We start from the raw sequence: 18,298 nt of genomic DNA on the forward strand, positions 1-18,298 counted from the left end.
GCTCAAGTCCCCACCCGTTAAACCGGAGGTTTCCAAAGATATTCGGAAAGATTAATTTTACCCTGGCTGTTAAATTGAATCCCCTCTGATTCTAAGCGCGATCGCTGAAGATAGTCCGTCCCTTTACGCCAAATCGAGTGAGAGATTTCTCCCTTAGCATTAATCACTCGATGCCAAGGAATGTCGGTGGTTTCTAAGGGAATTTTGTATAAAGCATAACCCACTAAACGAGCTTTTTGCCCTAGGTTAGCGAGTTCGGCAATTTGTCCATAGGTAGCAACTTTTCCCCAAGGAACTTGATAGACAATTTCGTATATTGTATTATAAACTGACATAAAAAACAAGTTCAAATTGATTTTAAAAAAGTATTGATTACAGTGAAAAATTTTTCCCTGTTGCCTGTTCCCTGTTGCCTGTTCCCTGTTGCCTGTTCCCTGTTATAGATAATGAGGATGATACGACTAAATTATCCCGATGAATCACCGTTTCTGCTCCCTCATAACCCAAAATTTCAGGAATTTTATCCGAATGTAAGCCTTTAATTTTTTGCAATTCTTCCTGACTATAATTAACTAATCCCCGAGCAATTTCCTGTCCGTCTAAATTACAAATTTGGACAGAATCCTGAAGATTAAATCCGCCTTCAACTTGAGTAATTCCCGCCGCCAATAGGGATTTTCCGCCTTGAGAAATAGCTCGAACTGCCCCGGCATCTAAATATATTTTTCCCATGGGAACTAATACATTGGCAATCCAATGTTTTCGCGCATTAACGGGTCGATTATGGGGTTCAAATTGCGTGCCAATAGCCTCTCCTTGCAGAATTTTTTCTAAATTTTGAGGGAATTTCCCCTCCGTAATAACCGTTCTCACCCCCGATCCCGTAGCAATTCTAGCGGCTTCAATTTTAGTAATCATCCCTCCGGTTCCCCAACCACTACGAGAATCTCCCGTTTTAACTTGAAATTCTTCCAGTTGTTCCATATTAGTCACTAAACTAATCGGTTGAGCATTGGGATTTTCCCGAGGATCGGCGGAATATAATCGGTCTACATCAGTTAATAAAAATAACCAGTCCGCTTCAACTAAACTAGCAACTAAAGCCGAAAGCGTATCATTATCTCCAAATTTAAGTTCATCTACCGCCACGGTATCATTTTCATTAACAATCGGAATCACCCCTAATTTTAAAAGTTGTTGAAAGGTATTATAAACATTCACATAACCATTGCGTTGAACTAAGTCCCCTCTGGTTAGTAAAACCTGAGCAATCGGTTGTTTTAAGGTACTAAATAAATCATCATAAACCCGCATCAAACGACCTTGACCCACCGCCGCCACCGCCTGTTTTAAAGCAATGGTGCGGGGACGTTCGGTTAATCCTAAGCGATCGCGTCCCACTCCCACAGCCCCCGAAGACACTAAAACCACCCGATAACCCTGCTTTTGCAGTCCGGTCAAGGTTTCTACTAATGCGGCTAAAGTTGATAGGGCTAAATGTCCCGTCGCCGACTGGGTTAAACTCGAGGTACCAATTTTAACAACAATAGTTTGAGACATAATCAGTTTAGTTTAAACGGAAATAGTCACGAAACATTCATGGTTGAGAACCAAGAAATCGGGGATATAGAAATCATTGAATTCAGGTAATTACCTAAGTGATTAGGTTTGGGTTGAGGGTTAACAGTTGAACTGCTCACCCCCAAAATCCCCTAGCTGTGCTTAGTCTGTTAGGGCCGAAGACCGACGGCGACGGCGACGAATAATCGGTTCACCCGGTTGATGATCTGTATCTGATTCAGAGGCATCCTCCGATGGTGACTCATCCTCGGTTTGCGGGACAAAAAATTCTATTGTTGGTTCAGGTTCTTCAATTTCTAGGGTTTCTGGTATTTTCGGTGTTTCTGTTATTTCTGGTATTTCTAGTATTGCCGGTATTTCTGGTTTTTTGGGTTCGAGAATAATCCGGTCAGAAATTGACCGTTCGGGAACAATGCGCTCAGAAATAACCACCGGTAAACTTGTCCGATCGGTCAGGGTTCGGTCAAGAATAATCCGTTCAGAAACCGAGCGTTCAGGCATAGTTCTTTCACCCGACCCAATCGACAACGGCAGGTTTTGTCCTTCATCGGAGTCTTCATCCATCAAAGTCGTGGGAGAAACCGGGGCTTCCCCTGGGGAGCGAACCGTGACAATCACAGAGCGAGAATTTTTCACCTGTTCATGGGATAACATCAACGGAGAAATCCCCATCAACGCATAAACTTCCTGTTCCTCTGGAGTCATTTCCACCGAAATTACCTCGGTAGGTTCCACCGAAGGTTTAATAATTTCGGATTTCGTGGGGCGACTGCGTTCACTCAATCCACCTCGTCCTGAGAACCCCTCACTAAACCCAACGTCCGAGCGAGGTTCCCCATATTTAACCGTTGGAGACACCCGAACACCAGGGGCGGGGAGTTCCTCCTCTCGCCCTAAAGAATCCATATCCCGAATTCGACGGCGACGGCGACGGGCATTGCTGGCACCAATATCCTGATAACTGGGATGGTTGAGCAGTTCTAACTCTTGGAAACCATCAGAGGCTTCAAAATCTACAACTTCCCGTTCTTCCCGGGAAGACGGCTGTTCATAAACTGGAACCGGACGTAAACTGGGCCGTTCTGAGGTGTCGCCACTGCTCGATGGCGTAATAATCCGATTACTAGGAATAACGACTCGTTCTGGGGTTTCTGTGGGTTCAGGTTCGGGTTCTCCAGGTAACTGAACGATATGGCCCAAGCCTCCACAGGTGCTACAGGTTTTACCAAACAACTCATAGATATTTTGGCCTTGGCGTTTGCGGGTTAATTCCACTAACCCTAATTCTGATAATTGAGCAATTTGGGGTCGGGCTTTATCGGCTTTCAGGACTTTATTAAAATGTTCCAAGACTTGTAATTGGTCTCGGCGGGAATCCATATCAATGAAGTCCACAATAATCACCCCAGCAATATTGCGTAACCTCAACTGACGGGCGATTTCGGTAGCAGCCTCGCAATTTGTCCATAATACCGTTTCCCTGGAGGTAGCCGAACGGGTAAAGGAGCCAGAGTTAACATCAATTACGGTAAGGGCTTCCGTTGGTTCAATCACAACATAACCGCCCGAGGGTAAATCCACCCTAGGTCTTAAAGCCTCTCGAATGGCTGCATTCGCTCGGAAATACTCTAAAATCGGAATCCGTTCTCGGTGGTGGTCAATTAACACCCCCTGGGGAGCTTTTCCCACACTCCAACTCATCAAATGTTGTTTGACCCGCTTCACCCCCGTGCTGGTATCGACCACAATTCGGTTCACTTCGGTACTGTACATATCCCGTAGCACCCGTTGAATAAAATCATTATCTCGATTTAACAGGGCCGGAGGACGGGAAGATTGGGCTTCCTGTTGCACCAATTCCCATTGCTTTTGTAGACTTTCCAAATCTTCTAAAATCGCATCCTCGGGCATATCTTCCGCTTCTGTACGGACTAATAACCCCATCCCGGCGGGTTTAATTAAAATGGCTAAGGCCCTTAAACGATTTCGTTCATTTTCCGAGCGAATGCGGCGGGATAAATTCACCCCTCTGCCATAGGGCATTAACACTAAATACCGCCCGGGTAAGGAAATATTTCCCGTTAACCTTGGGCCTTTAGTTCCGGTGGGTTCCTTCATCACCTGCACCAGCACTTTTTGCTGGGGACTTAATAGTTCGGTAATGGAACCGGAACTGCGTTTTAAGCGTAATGGCCCGAGGTCGGAAACATGGATAAATCCATTCCGTTCCGGGTCTCCAATATTGACAAAGGCCGCATCAATCCCTGGTAGAACATTTTCCACGATACCCAGATAAATATCACTAACTTGGTGATTTCCGGTCGCTACAACCAGTTCTTGAATTTGATCTTCTGAAAAGACAGCAGCGATTCGTTGCTGTTCTGCGATAATAATTTGCTTTGACATTCAATTCCCTCAAAACTTAGCAATATTGAAAGCACCTACGCTGCGTGTACTGAGCAATATTGACGTGATTAATAAATTGATTAATGCGAATTTTCGCGCCATTAGGAAGACACCAAAGATACACCAAGCTAACGGGCAAACCGCAAGAGGGAATCAGGTTTTGATCATTGAAAATCAACGGTTAACAAACACCCAAATTTAATATCCAAAATCCATCAAATGTAAGCCTTCAAAGGTTATGGGAAAATGAAATTATAGGCGGTTATTTGTTATCCATCTACCTTCATCATGATTCTGTCCAAAGCAATACTTGGGTTTGACCTCTTGACTAACTCACCAATATAGTATCCGTATCTACGAAAACCTCAGAGACTACAGCCTAGATCGCACATTCTAAGCCAGATGATCTCTCCCCCATTCACCTCAATAGACTTGAATCTAGCCATTGAAATGTTTTTGTTTCTTTATGGTATCAAGACAGATGCCAAACAAAGTTTTTTTTGCTACTTTCTTCGGTGTGATGTTTAGCCCTATTAAGCTTGGGTGGATTTTCCAGCCACCTGATAACAGGTGCGCCACCCGTGAATGCCATACACCAACCTTTAGTAAGTGTATAGGATTCCGGTTCAATTGGGTTGATCCTAGCGTCAGCGAACCTGCAATTTTTGATTCTGAGAACCCTAGTTGAGTACCGGGGAGATTAAGTAATATTGTCGGTTTGTAGCCTAGATCTGGACGAACCCGCCCCTATGCCACAAAACTTGGCTTAACGCATCCTATTATAACACTGGAGCCAATATAAATTATGACCTGAGATAGAAGTTTTTTAAGATTGGGTTAAAAGCTGCTGGCGGTGAATCTGTAACACTTGGAATTCTTGGCCAGTTACCTGTTCTAACATCTTGATCATCAGTTCGGGCCGTAGTTGTGTCCCATCATTCCGACAACTTCCCACATAACGGAGGCGCTGATCTTCGGGGGAAATCATCTCGAGTTCAAATAATTGTTCTCGTAAGTTGATGATGTTCTTTTTGCCTGATTTTGTGGTTTTCTCCCATAAAATTTCCGATGTGGCTTTGACCGCATTGATCCAATTTAACCATTCCGGGATAGCGTTTTCTTTCCCTATCCAATTTACGGTTAAATAATATTCGGCTTTTTCCACCGCATCCGTGAGGGAGGGTAAGTCTAGGGGCACTTCTTGAATCTGATATAGAGGAATAGTATCGGGTAAACCCTGAGCTAATTTTTGGCGAAATTCTTCTATATTCATGGATTCTGTTAATTCAAAATCCACAATTTCACCGCTACTGGTTGCCCCTAACGGTAAGGCAAAGGCAATGGAAATCCTCGGATTTGGACGATATCCCCCCGTAAACGCTAGGGGAATTGAAGCCCGACGAATTGCCCGGTCAAATAATCGGAATAAATCTAAATGCCCAACTAAAGCCATATCCCCTAATTTTCCAAACCCCACTCTTAACCGTTGGACTCGTTGAGTATTGGGAATAAATTCCCCGGCAAATTGGGGAATAGGGGGGGATTTAATCACAATATTATGACCAAAATCCGTGCCACAAACCCCACAATGGGAACAACTTTCAAAGGAACAATCGGGAACTATAGCTGCTTCTAAGGCCCGTTTTAAATCTTCTTTGAGCCAATTTTTATCAATTCCACTGTCAATATGATCCCAGGGTAAGGGCTGATCTAATAATACTGCATAATCCTGTTCTTGACTGTTCCCCATTTCCTCAATTAAATTCCATTCCCCGCTTTCCACCCGACGATATTTCCAACTCAAACCTGCTTCTTCGATCGCCTGTGTCCAAGCACCAAAGGCCCGATCCAAACTTTCCCACCAGGAGTCCATTCCCGCCCCGAGTTCCCACGCCCGACGCACCACCGGCCCTAAACGGCGATCGCCCCGACCGACAAAATCCTCCATTGCAGATATTCTAACATCAGTAAAGTTAACTTTTACCCCTCGCATTTGGCGAAATTCTTGTCTTAATAATTTCTGTTTGCGTTGGAATTCAGTAGTAGAAACCGAATGCCATTGAAAGGGAGTATGGGGTTTAGGGGTAAAGTTAGAAATCGTTAAATTAAAGTTTAATTTTCTGCGATCTTTAGCAGAACATTCTCGTTGTAACCAAGCCACGGTTTCCGCAATTCCTAACACATCCCCATCGGTTTCTCCGGGTAAACCAATCATAAAATAGAGTTTAATTTTCTCCCAACCTTGTTCAAAGGCGGTTTTAACTCCGGTTAATAATTCCTCATTGGTTAACCCTTTATTAATAATATCCCGCATTCTTTGGGTTCCCGCTTCTGGGGCAAAAGTTAACCCACTTTGTCGCGCTCCTCCTAGAATATTGGCAATATTTTCATCAAAGCGATCGACCCGTTGACTGGGTAAAGATAAACTGACATTATAATCTTTCAGACGGTTCTTAATTTCCATTCCCACCGAGGGTAAGGATAAATAATCGGAACAACTCAAAGATAATAAGGAAAATTCATTATAACCCGTTTCTTTCATCCCCTTTTCAACAGCTTGAATCACATCTTCCGGTTCCACATCTCGCGCCGGACGGGTTAACATTCCCGGTTGACAAAACCGACATCCCCTGGTACAACCCCGTCTCACTTCAATGACTAACCGATCATGAACGGTTTGCACATAGGGAACAAATTTAATCGAATAGGCGGGCATTGGTGCGGCCACCCGTCTTAATATTTTGGGGGGAACGTCAGGATGTTTGGGATGAATAGAACCATCTTCTGCCATCTGATAAAATTGGGGAACATAGACCCCGGGAATTTGCGCTAAATCTAGTAATACGGCTTTTCTATCTAAACCTTTTTTCTTGCATTCTTCTAAAACTAATCCAATTTCGGGTAATAATTCTTCCCCATCTCCTAAAGCGATAAAATCAAAAAAATCCGCGTAGGGTTCGGGGTTAGAGGTAGCCGTTTGTCCCCCGGCAAAGATTAGGGGATAATGGGGTTGATCAGAATTTTGCGGATCACCCCAAACCGAATAATTTTGTCGGTCTTCCCAAGTTAAAGGAATTCCCGCTAAATCTAACATTTCTAAGATATTAGTTGCCCCTAATTCGTAGCTGAGGCTAAATCCTAAAATATCAAAATCGATTAAAAAATGACGGGACTCCACTGCAAAGAGAGGGGTTTTCGTCTCGCGTAATTTTTGGGAAAAGTCTGGTGCGGGGAGATAGGCGCGATCGCATAATTGCCGAGGTTGAGTATTTAAAATATTATAGAGAATCACATGGCCAAGATTGGAGACTCCCACTTCATAAACTTCAGGATAGGTTAACGACCAACGGACAACGGCGGACTCCCAAGGTTTGCGTTTGGCGCCCAACTCTTGACCCAAATAACGGGCTGGTTGATTAATTTCTGGTGTAATTAGTTTCTCTACTGCGACATTCAAGGCAAACCTCACCCCATGGATAACGACACTATTTTAAGATTACCACTGATGTTGTCATAGTATTAATTATTTTTAGGTTTTGGAAACCAAACCCAAAAAACAATTATTTTTTTAATATTCCATAAATGTATTAAAATGTACTATTAAACATACCTTAAGATAGATGCAATTGGGACGAAATAAATGTTATTAAAGTTCCTAGATATTCAGTGACAAGGATCACTTTAAATAAAAGGATATGATCACAAGTAAAAATTACGATTTATCAGACAATAAAAATATGCGAGTTATCCGTACCTACTATGTCAGCAACGAATATGATTCGTAAACTGGTTGAAAAAGCTCTCTATTTTAGATGTCTGACTCCTGAAATTGAAAATGCAATTAATACCGAATTAACCCGACTGGGTTATGTTTCCGATGTCGATTATGAGGCCTTAGAATTATTAATGGAAGAAATGGATGCTGGTAGAATTCGCTTAGTTTCTAGCCATTAATGGTTTCAATCTTTAAAATTTCCAGACTCAAAAACATCAGTATAAGCCCGCCAAACTTGACCGATAAAGTCTTGGAGTTGTTGGTGAGCAGAACCAGCATTTACCCGTTTAACTCCTGGAGAATTGGTCTCTGGAGTCTCTAGTTGGGCTAAGAAAGTAATCACTTCCGTATCTAAAGCCGCCTTAAATAACCGCGTCGGCCAAATTAAATCCGGGCTTTGGCGTAAATCAGATAAAGTAAATGTTTTTGGGGTAAAGCCCAAACTCGAAAAATTGTCTTCTGGATCATCAGATAACCCTTGAATTAACATCAAAGGTCTGACCCAACAGACTTCTCGAACCTCGACCACTTGAATAACTTCTGCATACAGACAACTGTTGTGATGATTTAATCCCACAATTTGACCAGGCTTAAAATTGCAGCTAGAGTCCATCACGCGCGTAACAGCTTATTAATTACCAGTAACTCTAATTATAAGGCTTCTTGTTGATCGATTTGGTTCAGTGCTAATTGTAAATCTTGGATTAGATGTTGAGCGTCTTTTTTGGGTGAACCTTGACAATAATCATTCACAGACAAGGGAGTGGCGATTTTTATTTTAACACTAGAACCCCGACTGGGAATAATCGGATTATAGCGTACGGAAATCGGGACAATCTTAATTCCTAAATTATCATGGCTAGTTTCCGCTTGTATTGCTAAACGTCCCAGTCCCAATTTCAGGGGGTGAACTTGGTCATCCTGAAAAATATTTCCCTCGGGAAAAATCACTAACATTTCTCCTTGGTGCAGCAATTCTACGCCATAACGGATGGTGGAAATAGTGGGATGTTTTTGGTTAATTGCAAACCCACCCAGATGACGAATAAACCACCCCTGTAGTCCTTTCATTTCATCGACGGTGACCATAAACCGCAGGTCTCGTCCGGTGACATAGCGACCCGTAGCAAAGGGAATCATAATAGCATCCCAACGAGAACGATGGGTGGGTGCTAAAATCACCGGGCCTTGTAGGGGAAGATTTTCTTGGCCGATGACCTCTAAGGATTTAAAATAAAAGGGTAAAACCAGATGTTGTCCCAAGGGGTAAACAATGGAAGCCAGCAAGGGAGAAACGTCAGAATTAACCTGTGTTTCCTTTGTAGATATGGACATTTTTGCAGAAGATTGATCAGAGTCAAAGATGAGCATAACGGTTTTCGCGGGTTGAATAAACCTCTTGACTTGATCTTAAACAGTTTAAAGGGTTTGATTGATCGTGATCAGGACAGTTTTTTCATTGTCTGTTTAACTGCGTTTTTGAGCAAACCAAGATTGTAATTGTTGACGACAGGGAGATTCTAATATTCCACCTAAAACCGATAATTTATGGTAAGAACAGGGACTATCAGGAAGGTTAATAACGGTACGAATGGTTCCGGTTTTAGGGTCATCAGCACCATAAACTAATAACCCCAAACGGGCTTGTAATATGGCTCCAGTACACATGGGACAGGGTTCGAGAGTAACATATAAAGTACAGGTATTGAGATGCCAATTATTTAAGACTTTTCCTGCTTGTCTGAGGGCTAATATTTCGGCGTGGGCGGTGGGGTCACAGTCTCTTTCTTTGCGGTTTTGGGCTTGGGAAATGAGTTGATTATTCTGATTAATAATAATCGCTCCCACCGGAACTTCTCCTGCTTCTCCCGCTTGTTGCGCTAATTCTAAAGCCCGACTCATCCAATATTGATGGGTGGAATAGTCGTTAAAAATTGGGTTTGGGGAACCAGACATCAGGGGGGTGTTTTTGTGTGTTGACTTTTTAATCAAGCGTATGTTCACGTTAGCCGTATGAATATAGTACGATGGCTGCGGGAATTTGTCAAGGGTAGCTTCTATCTTTTTCGGCAATTTTTTTAATCAAATCAGTTTTGAGTTAGGAGAAGATAGAATAGGAAATGCTGTGGTGAAAAGTGCGATCGCTTTTAGAGATGTCTACCCAAAATAACTGTCCCTTTTCTGCTGAAGAAATCGCCTCTGAAGGCATCAAACCCGAAGAATATGAAGAAATTGTCCGACGCTTAGGAAGACACCCCAATAAAGCGGAATTAGGGATGTTTGGCGTGATGTGGAGCGAACACTGTTGTTATAAAAATTCCCGTCCCCTCCTCAAACAATTTCCCACCACCGGAGAACGGATTTTAGTCGGCCCCGGAGAAAATGCCGGAGTTGTGGACTTCGGGGAGGGGCTGCATATTGCCTTTAAAATCGAATCCCATAATCACCCCTCGGCTATTGAACCCTTCCAAGGCGCTGCAACGGGAGTAGGGGGAATTCTAAGAGATATCTTTACCATGGGGGCTCGTCCAATTGCCGCCTTAAATTCTTTGCGGTTTGGTTCATTAGAAGATTCCAGAACTCGACAAATCTTTAAAGGGGTAGTTTCTGGTATTAGTCATTATGGTAATTGTTTCGGGGTTCCCACAGTTGGGGGAGAGGTTTATTTTGATCCGGCTTATAACGGAAATCCCCTAGTTAATGCTATGGCAATTGGGTTAATGGAAACCCCAGAAATTGTGAAATCGGGTGCTTCTGGGATTGGAAATCCGGTGTTATATGTAGGTTCAACAACGGGACGGGATGGCATGGGGGGCGCGAGTTTCGCCAGTGCCGAATTAAGTGAAGAATCGATCCAAGATCGTCCGGCGGTACAAGTCGGAGATCCGTTTTTAGAAAAGTCTTTAGTCGAAGCCTGTTTAGAAGCCTTTAAAACCGGAGCGGTGGTCGCAGCCCAAGATATGGGAGCCGCTGGAATTACCTGCTCAACATCAGAAATGGCGGCGAAAGGGGGGGTAGGAATTGAGCTAGATTTAGACTTAATTCCGGTACGAGAAACGGGCATGGTTCCCTACGAATATCTGTTATCGGAATCTCAAGAACGGATGTTATTTGTCGCTCAAAAAGGGCGAGAACAGGAGTTAATTGATATTTTCCATCGTTGGGGATTACAGGCGGTTGTGGCGGGAACTGTAATTGCCGAACCCATAGTTAGAATTTTATTTCAAGGGGAAATTGCGGCGGAAATTCCGGCCGATGCCTTAGCAGAAAATACGCCTTTATATCCGCGAGAAATCCTATCAGAACCCCCAGAATATGTTCAAATAGCCTGGCAATGGAAACCGGAAAATTTACCAGAATCTACGGTTTCAGGAATTAAAATTAAGGAAGAATTTCAATCGTGGAACCAAGTTTTATTGACCCTATTAGATACCCCTTCTATTGCTTCTAAACGCTGGGTTTATCGTCAATACGATCATCAAGTTCAAAATAACACCGTTTTAGTTCCCGGGGGGGGAGATGCCGCCGTCATTCGCCTACGTCCCCTAGAACCCCGATTCACCAAAAATGGGGAAGCAACAGAAAATATATCTCCCCCTGCCTCCCCTACCCCCCCTGCCCCCCCTGCCCCCCCTGCCTCCCCTGCTCCCCCTGCCCCCCCTGCCTCCCCTACCCCCCCTGCCCCCCCTGCTCCCCCTGCCCCCCCTGCCCCCCCTACTCCCCCTGCCTCCCCTGCCTCCCCTGCTCCCCCTGCCTCCCCTGCCCTAACCCGGGGACTAGCTGCAACAGTAGACTGTAACTCTCGGTATGTGTATCTTGACCCCTACGAAGGGGCAAAAGCAGCGGTAGCGGAAGCCGCCCGAAATTTAAGCTGTGTGGGGGCACAACCGATCGCGGTGACGGATAACCTGAATTTTGGCAGTCCTGAAAAACCGATAGGTTATTGGCAGTTGGCCGAATCCTGTCGGGGGATTTCCGATGGCTGTAAGGCCTTTAATACTCCGGTGACGGGGGGAAATGTCTCCCTCTATAATGAAACCCTGGATGCCGATGGCAACCCGGAATCAATTTATCCAACCCCGGTGGTGGGTATGGTGGGATTAATTACGGATTTAACCAAAGTTTGTGGCCAAGGTTGGCAGGGTTCAGGGGATTTAATCTATCTTTTGGGGGATGACAAAACCTTACCCACCCTGGGGGCGTCGGAATATCTGGCGGTGTTGCATGGCACAATTGCGGGCAAGCCTCCGAGGGTGGATTTTGAGCTAGAACAAAAGGTACAACCCACCTGTAGAGAAGGAATCCGTCAGGGGTGGATCAAATCGGCCCATGATTGTGCAGAAGGAGGGTTAGCGGTGGCCTTAGCAGAATCTTGTCTGAGTGGCAAAAAAGGAGCCCGGGTTAAGCTGAATTTGAGTTCTACTGCTGCTGCTGTCCGTTGGGATGAAATTCTCTTTGCTGAGGGGGGAGGACGAATTCTGGTTTCTGTGCCTCCTGAATATCAGTCGGTTTGGGAAGAATTTTTACACCAACAGTTAGGGGAAGAAAACCATATCTGGCAAAACTTGGGTGTTGTGGGGTCGGAGTCTGAAGGGTTGCGGATTTTAGCCTCTGACGATCAGGGTTTAATTGAGGTTGATCTTGGGAAAATGGGCGATCGCTATTTTAATGGGATTGAACGTCGGTTGGACGGTTAAGCCTAATTCCAACCCAAAGATTAGGGAGAGGACAGTAGAGGTGGAGCTTTCTTGCGATTTCGGCTAAAAAGAGATAAGATTAAGAAAATGTTAACTTTTAAGTAGTTAGACTCGCACTATCCAGTAGCCTTGATTCATAAATCCCACTATCTGACTTTGCCAATCAGGAGCAAAACCGTAACATGATTCCAAATGATTCCCTTGATACCCACTCTGCCCAGGTTGATCACGAACGACCCGATAAGCCGGAAGAAGCCTGTGGCGTTTTTGGGGTGTATGCTCCAGGGGAGGATGTCGCTAAACTGACTTATTTTGGTCTATATGCGCTGCAACACCGAGGCCAAGAATCCGCAGGGATTGCCACCTTTGATGGCGAAACGGTGCATTTGCACAAAGAGATGGGATTAGTCTCCCAGGTTTTTAACGAAACTATTTTAAATGACTTAACCGGGAATCTGGCGGTGGGTCATACCCGCTACTCCACAACGGGATCGAGTCGGGTGGTGAATGCCCAACCTGCGGTGGTTTCAACCCGTCTAGGTTCCCTCGCCCTAGCCCATAATGGTAATTTAGTCAATACTGGCGAATTGCGTGAAGAATTAACCCGGCGGGAATGTGATTTTCTGACCACCACCGATAGCGAAATGATTGCTTTAGCGATCGCTTCGGAAGTCAATAATAACAAAGACTGGTTAGAAGGGGCTTTGAGTGCCTTTACCTTGTGCCAGGGGGCCTATAGTTTAGTGATTGGGACACCCAAAGGGATGATGGGAGTCCGTGACCCCAATGGGATTCGACCCTTAGTGATTGGAATTTTACCTAGCACTCCCCAACGGTATGTTTTGGCGTCGGAAACCTGTGGATTAGATATTATCGGGGCGGAATATCTGCGGGATGTGGAACCGGGGGAACTGGTTTGGATCACCGAAGAAGGGATGTCATCTTTCCACTGGAGTCCCAAACCCGCCCGGAAATTATGTGTTTTTGAGATGATTTATTTTGCCCGTCCCGATAGTGTGATGTGTGGCGAAAGTCTCTATAGTTATCGCTTGGAAATCGGACGAATTTTAGCCCGGGAATCCTTTGTTGAAGCGGATATTGTGATCGGGGTTCCCGACTCTGGAATTCCGGCGGCGATTGGATTTTCCCAGGAGTCGGGGATTACTTTTGCTGAGGGATTAATTAAAAACCGTTATGTGGGCCGGACGTTTATTCAACCGACTCAAAGTATGCGGGAGTCGGGAATTCGCATGAAGTTAAACCCGTTAAAGGATGTCTTGGAAGGCAAACGGGTGATTATTGTGGATGATTCGATTGTCCGAGGGACGACCAGTCGCAAAATTGTCAAGGCGCTGCGGGATGCGGGTGCAACCGAAGTTCACATGAGAATTTCTTCTCCTCCGGTGACGCATCCTTGTTTTTATGGGATTGATACCGATAGTCAGGAACAATTGATTGCGGCAACTAAATCCGTTGAGGAAATTCGTCAACAAATTGAAGTGGATAGTTTAGCTTATTTGAGTTGGGAAGGAATGTTAATCGCTACCCGGGAAGATACTACTACTTTCTGTTCGGCGTGTTTTACGGGGAATTATCCGATTGATATTCCTGAAAAGGTAAAACGCTCTAAATTGATTCTGGAGAAACCAGTAACGGTTTAACTTCTGCAATAGAACTCATATACCTGCCCAAGAAACCGGATTTCTGACCTAGGAAACCCGGTTTCTATTTTTATAAGGATAAACCACAAAGACGTTGTAAACGAGATCCTTTTACTTTTTCTCTGCATGAATATAATCTACAAAATAAAATTTAGGTTCTAAATAATATTTTAAGATTCCATAAATGCCTAATCCTAAAAGAGCGATCGTGATTAAGGGAATTCCCCATTGTGACCGGAAGGAATCGGACATTAAAGCTACACCGGAAACCGTTAATACAAAATAAATTAATAACCCCAACTGTAACTTTTTAATATTATTTAAAGCCTGACGACAGCTACTACAGTGTTGGGTATGTTGGTGATAGGTGTCGAGTAATTGTTGACGGTTATCATTAAACGGAAAATAATCGGGGACTGGTATATTCAGTTGTTGCCAAGGTAATTGTCCGTCACAATAACGATCAAACCATTTGCGAAATTCAATAATTAAATGATCGGCGCCCGTTGGCATTTTATAAGCGGTTTTCCAAGTTTCCTTTGTGGACTTTTGTTGTAAGAAACGTTCCTGTTGATGGAGTAAAATCATATCGCTATCCAAGACTAAATTTCGCAGCATAATATGATCCCACCATCGAGGAGTAATCTGGACTAAGGTTTTAGCAAAGTTTTGTGGAAAGAAACCAATTAATCGTGATTTTCCGGGTAATACGGGAATACAATAAGCCAAAATTCCGACTTGTTTGCCCCCGGGAAATGCAATCTGATATTCTATATAACAAGGGGGCTGGAATTTAATATTGCGATTGGGAACTGATATTGTTGCTTCAATTAAATTGGCGGTTGATTGTAAGATGCCAAAAGCAATGGGTTGAGCATTTTCTCGTTTTCCTTGTAATCCATGATGGGCAAAAGCAACATGACTCGGATCAACAAGATTTTCGACTAAAGTTTGCCAATCATATTCTAATTCTCGACAATAGGAACTCCAAATAAATCCTTTTTCAGCATTAATTTGAGGAGATAGGGGTAAAGGTGTTTTTGCTGCTAATTCAGCCGATAAGGGATCAGCCCAAAACCATAATAAATCTTGTTCTTCTCGGGTGGGAAAGACTTTTACACAAAATTTATCTTTAACTAATTCTGGGTTTTCTGCTTGGGGAATCCGGCTACAAATCCCTTGAGTATTAAATTCCCAGCCGTGATAACTACACATTAAATTTCCGGTTTTTTCATCAATTCTACCTTCACTTAAAGAGGCTAAACGATGGGGACATTGATCTAAAAAAACTTGATAGTGTTGCTGTTGGTGGGGTTTCCAAATTACTAACCTAATTCCTAACACCGTCACAGCTTTGGGTCGTTTGGGGTCAAGATCCGTAAGAATTGATAAGGGATACCATTGTTGAAAAAAGTTGAATTGTGTTTCTGTCATGTTTTTGTCTCTAAAGATTTTATACAATATATACTAGGGAAAACCGAAATGGAATGCAACCCAAACTACAGATCACTTAATTCTGCAAATAATGTCGATAAAACTTGATTAGAAACTAAGAAACCTTCAGGATCTGTTAATCGGATAAACCCTTGATTTAAGTCCGGTTGAATGGTATTAGAAATAGGTTGTTTCTGGACATCTAAAAATTGCACTAACTCTTGCTGATGAAAAGGGATTAATATTGTTAATATTTTGGCTAGGGTTTCGACTCCAAATTGTTGCGATAGATATTCTAAATTAATTCCTTCTGCTAACCGGAATCCTAACATTAAGGTTTCTAATAATTTTTCTTGGGTTGTATCGACAAATTCAGCAATATCATAGGAGTAATTGCCATTAACCCAAGCATAATATTCTTGTCGTTTTCGAGGTCGAGTTAGGCGATAACCCTGAAGATAACTTGCCGCCCCCATACCAAATCCATAATAGGGTTGTTTTTTCCAGTAGACTAAATTATGTTGACATTGAAATCCGGGTTTGGCATAGTTAGAAATTTCGTAATGTTCATAGCCAGCTTGAGTTAGGAGGTGTTGAGCTAAACGATACATTTGGGCGGTGGCTTCTTCCGTGGGTAAGGGAGATTCACCGGGAGTATAATATCGAGAAAAGGGCGTTTTATCTTCGACTATTAGGTCATAAATTGAGATGTGATTGGGGTTAATTTTTAATAGGGTTTTTAAGGAATATTCCCAATCTTCTAAGGTTTGTTCGGGTAAACCAGAAATTAAATCTAAACTCCAATTTTTTATTCCGGTTTTTTCAATAATATTAATGGCTGAAAAAATTTCATCGACGGTATGCGATCGCCCAGCTAATTGTAATAGTTTATCCTGAAATCCTTGCACTCCTAAACTAATTCGATTTACTCCCAAATCCAGAAAACCTTGTAATTTTTCTTGATCGAAAGTTCCGGGATCTACTTCCATAGAAATTTCTGCATCCGTGGCAATACCTAATTTTTGATCCACTAAATGTAAAATTTGTGCTAACTGATTAACCGATAATAAGGAAGGAGTGCCACCACCAAAGAAAACGGTTTTTAAAGGAGAAATATTATCAGAAATGGATTCTTGGGCAATTTCTTGACATAATACTTTTACATAGTCTTGAATCATGGCAGAATTATCCCCATGTTTGCGATCGCCCACCACCGACACAGCAAAATCGCAGTAAAAACAACGACGGCGACAAAACGGAATATGTAAATAGGCGGATCTGGGGGATTCTAAAGGGGGAAAACCGGATTCAGATGAATTAACAATAGAAAAATTATTCATAATATTTTATATAAACTATAACTTTTTCCGATTCAATTCTAAAGTTTTTCTGAAGAATTGGCAGAATCAGGGAAAAATTGCCCCTACCGACTTTGAAACCCAAAAAAGATGGAAAAGTCCTGAAAAAGCAGGATAGGGGAGAATATAATCCGGGTTTTCGAGAATTTTGAATACCGATAAAGTCAATAAAATAGGTGCGGTCGGTTTTCCCTCACCCCCGAATACCGATCGGGTTTCCCACAGAGGATATAATGGTACACAAACATACGGATATCCTGAACAGGATTTCCCACCCACTTCCATCGGCTTAAAATCATGCTAGATGCAATCATTATTATTTTATTCATAATAGCTGGTGCTGGGACGGGCTTCTACGGCATTGAATTACTTCCGAAACCCGTACTCGATCAGGTCACAAATATCGAAGGACTGCGATCGGTTACGGGTGCATTTACCGCTTTAATCGGAGGTGTTATGGGTTTAGTGGTGCAAACCACCTACCGTCGCCTAGAAGAGCAAGTGCGCCAGATGCCTCTTGATGTATTGATAACCCGTGCTATCGGTTTAGTGATTGGATTATTAGTCGCCAATTTAATGTTAGCGCCGTTATTTTTACTGCCTATTCCCCGGGAATTTGGGTTTATTAAACCCCTATTTGCGGTGTTATCCAGTGCCATGTTTGGATTCACTGGGGTTAATTTAGCGGATACCCACGGACGGGCATTTTTTAGAATTATTAATCCAGGTAGTTTAGACTCGATGTTATTGGCAGAAGGAACTCTCAAACCTGCCTATACCAAAGTAATTGATACCAGTTGTATTATTGATGGTCGGATTGAAAGTTTGTTAGAAACAGGGTTTATCGAAGGTCAAATTTTAGTGCCTCAGTTTATTTTACAGGAGTTACAGTTAGTTGCCGATGCCGCTAATGATCAAAAACGGGTGCGAGGGCGACGAGGATTAGATATTTTAAATCGCCTGCGGGAAGAATATCCCGATCAGATTTCGATTCATCCCATTGATTATGAAGAACCTCAAACGGTCGATGCCAAATTAGTCCGATTTGCTCAAGAAATCAGTGGCACGCTATTAACTAATGATTACAATTTATCAAAGGTGGCAACGGTACAACAAGTTCCAGTTTTGAATATTAATGATTTGGTGCAAGCGATTCGTCCCTCCTATTTACCAGGGGATATTATTGATTTGAAAATTCGCAAGGAAGGTAAAGAACCTTCTCAGGGAATTGGTTATTTAGATGATGGTACAATGGTAGTTGTCGAAGCCGGAAGTGAATATGTCGGAGATCAGGTGCGAGTGATTGTCACCAGTTCCCTGCAAACTTCCGCCGGTCGGATGATTTTTGCCCGTCCTGAACATTCAGTTGTGGCTTAATACAAAAGG

13 protein-coding genes are annotated in these 18,298 nt (G+C 43.1%); 4 read left to right on the forward strand and 9 right to left on the reverse strand.

The features are described 5' to 3' along the window. Positions 1-17: 17 nt before the first annotated feature. From AC2D3N_RS08120 to AC2D3N_RS08135, 4 genes are all read right to left on the reverse strand, one after another. Positions 18-335, reverse strand: coding sequence for an MGMT family protein (locus AC2D3N_RS08120; protein ID WP_484693314.1), 318 nt, complete (start codon positions 333-335; stop codon positions 18-20). A gap of 37 nt (positions 336-372) precedes the next feature. Next, positions 373-1,560 carry a glutamate 5-kinase gene (gene proB, locus AC2D3N_RS08125; protein ID WP_079676894.1) on the reverse strand — a complete coding sequence of 396 codons (1,188 nt, stop codon included), beginning with the start codon at positions 1,558-1,560 and terminating at the stop codon, positions 373-375. Between the two features lie 162 nt (positions 1,561-1,722). After that, on the reverse strand, positions 1,723-3,987 hold the full coding sequence (gene rne / locus AC2D3N_RS08130; protein WP_079676893.1) for a ribonuclease E: 2,265 nt from the start codon (positions 3,985-3,987) through the stop codon (positions 1,723-1,725). An 826-nt stretch (positions 3,988-4,813) separates the two neighbouring features. Beyond that, a complete protein-coding gene (locus AC2D3N_RS08135; RefSeq protein WP_484693315.1) occupies positions 4,814-7,444 on the reverse strand; it encodes a TIGR03960 family B12-binding radical SAM protein in 2,631 nt (876 codons plus the stop codon). A 302-nt stretch (positions 7,445-7,746) separates the two neighbouring features. Between AC2D3N_RS08135 and AC2D3N_RS08140 the strand changes: the two genes are divergently transcribed. Then, entirely contained in the window at positions 7,747-7,941 is a 195-nt protein-coding gene (locus AC2D3N_RS08140) for a hypothetical protein (protein ID WP_026787890.1), read from the forward strand. Positions 7,942-7,946: 5 nt separating this feature from the next. Here AC2D3N_RS08140 and AC2D3N_RS08145 read toward each other — a convergent pair whose 3' ends face one another. From AC2D3N_RS08145 to tadA, 3 genes are all read right to left on the reverse strand, one after another. Next, positions 7,947-8,375 carry a hypothetical protein gene (locus AC2D3N_RS08145; RefSeq protein ID WP_079676891.1) on the reverse strand — a complete coding sequence of 143 codons (429 nt, stop codon included), beginning with the start codon at positions 8,373-8,375 and terminating at the stop codon, positions 7,947-7,949. A 38-nt stretch (positions 8,376-8,413) separates the two neighbouring features. Then, positions 8,414-9,133 carry a lysophospholipid acyltransferase family protein gene (locus tag AC2D3N_RS08150; protein WP_079676890.1) on the reverse strand — a complete coding sequence of 240 codons (720 nt, stop codon included), beginning with the start codon at positions 9,131-9,133 and terminating at the stop codon, positions 8,414-8,416. Positions 9,134-9,229: 96 nt separating this feature from the next. Continuing rightward, on the reverse strand, positions 9,230-9,718 hold the full coding sequence (tadA, locus tag AC2D3N_RS08155; RefSeq protein WP_079676889.1) for a tRNA adenosine(34) deaminase TadA: 489 nt from the start codon (positions 9,716-9,718) through the stop codon (positions 9,230-9,232). 197 nt (positions 9,719-9,915) lie between these two features. Between tadA and purL the strand changes: the two genes are divergently transcribed. Both purL and purF read left to right on the forward strand, forming a co-directional pair. Beyond that, positions 9,916-12,459, forward strand: coding sequence for a phosphoribosylformylglycinamidine synthase subunit PurL (gene purL / locus AC2D3N_RS08160; protein WP_484693316.1), 2,544 nt, complete (start codon positions 9,916-9,918; stop codon positions 12,457-12,459). Between the two features lie 182 nt (positions 12,460-12,641). Next, positions 12,642-14,120, forward strand: coding sequence for an amidophosphoribosyltransferase (gene purF / locus AC2D3N_RS08165; protein WP_079676886.1), 1,479 nt, complete (start codon positions 12,642-12,644; stop codon positions 14,118-14,120). Positions 14,121-14,231: 111 nt separating this feature from the next. On the opposite strand, the gene AC2D3N_RS08170 is transcribed toward purF, so the two are convergent. Continuing rightward, on the reverse strand, positions 14,232-15,554 hold the full coding sequence (locus AC2D3N_RS08170; RefSeq protein ID WP_484693317.1) for an aromatic ring-hydroxylating dioxygenase subunit alpha: 1,323 nt from the start codon (positions 15,552-15,554) through the stop codon (positions 14,232-14,234). A gap of 65 nt (positions 15,555-15,619) precedes the next feature. Further along, a complete protein-coding gene (hemW, locus tag AC2D3N_RS08175; protein ID WP_484693318.1) occupies positions 15,620-16,894 on the reverse strand; it encodes a radical SAM family heme chaperone HemW in 1,275 nt (424 codons plus the stop codon). Between the two features lie 315 nt (positions 16,895-17,209). Here hemW and AC2D3N_RS08180 point away from each other — a divergent pair, with 315 nt between their 5' ends. After that, on the forward strand, positions 17,210-18,289 hold the full coding sequence (locus AC2D3N_RS08180; protein WP_079676882.1) for a PIN/TRAM domain-containing protein: 1,080 nt from the start codon (positions 17,210-17,212) through the stop codon (positions 18,287-18,289). The last annotated feature ends 9 nt before the right edge of the window (positions 18,290-18,298 follow it).

The organism is Planktothrix sp. PLAVEN19ND, assembly GCF_057220675.1.

Coding starts and splice junctions, on each gene's coding strand:
- AC2D3N_RS08120 (WP_484693314.1), bottom strand. CDS start 335: ATGTCAGTTTATAATACAATATACGAAATTGTCTATCAAGTTCCTTGG.
- proB (WP_079676894.1), bottom strand. CDS start 1,560: ATGTCTCAAACTATTGTTGTTAAAATTGGTACCTCGAGTTTAACCCAG.
- rne (WP_079676893.1), bottom strand. CDS start 3,987: ATGTCAAAGCAAATTATTATCGCAGAACAGCAACGAATCGCTGCTGTC.
- AC2D3N_RS08140 (WP_026787890.1), top strand. CDS start 7,747: ATGTCAGCAACGAATATGATTCGTAAACTGGTTGAAAAAGCTCTCTAT.
- AC2D3N_RS08145 (WP_079676891.1), bottom strand. CDS start 8,375: ATGGACTCTAGCTGCAATTTTAAGCCTGGTCAAATTGTGGGATTAAAT.
- AC2D3N_RS08150 (WP_079676890.1), bottom strand. CDS start 9,133: ATGCTCATCTTTGACTCTGATCAATCTTCTGCAAAAATGTCCATATCT.
- tadA (WP_079676889.1), bottom strand. CDS start 9,718: ATGTCTGGTTCCCCAAACCCAATTTTTAACGACTATTCCACCCATCAA.
- purL (WP_484693316.1), top strand. CDS start 9,916: ATGTCTACCCAAAATAACTGTCCCTTTTCTGCTGAAGAAATCGCCTCT.
- purF (WP_079676886.1), top strand. CDS start 12,642: ATGATTCCAAATGATTCCCTTGATACCCACTCTGCCCAGGTTGATCAC.
- AC2D3N_RS08170 (WP_484693317.1), bottom strand. CDS start 15,554: ATGACAGAAACACAATTCAACTTTTTTCAACAATGGTATCCCTTATCA.
- hemW (WP_484693318.1), bottom strand. CDS start 16,894: ATGAATAATTTTTCTATTGTTAATTCATCTGAATCCGGTTTTCCCCCT.
- AC2D3N_RS08180 (WP_079676882.1), top strand. CDS start 17,210: ATGCTAGATGCAATCATTATTATTTTATTCATAATAGCTGGTGCTGGG.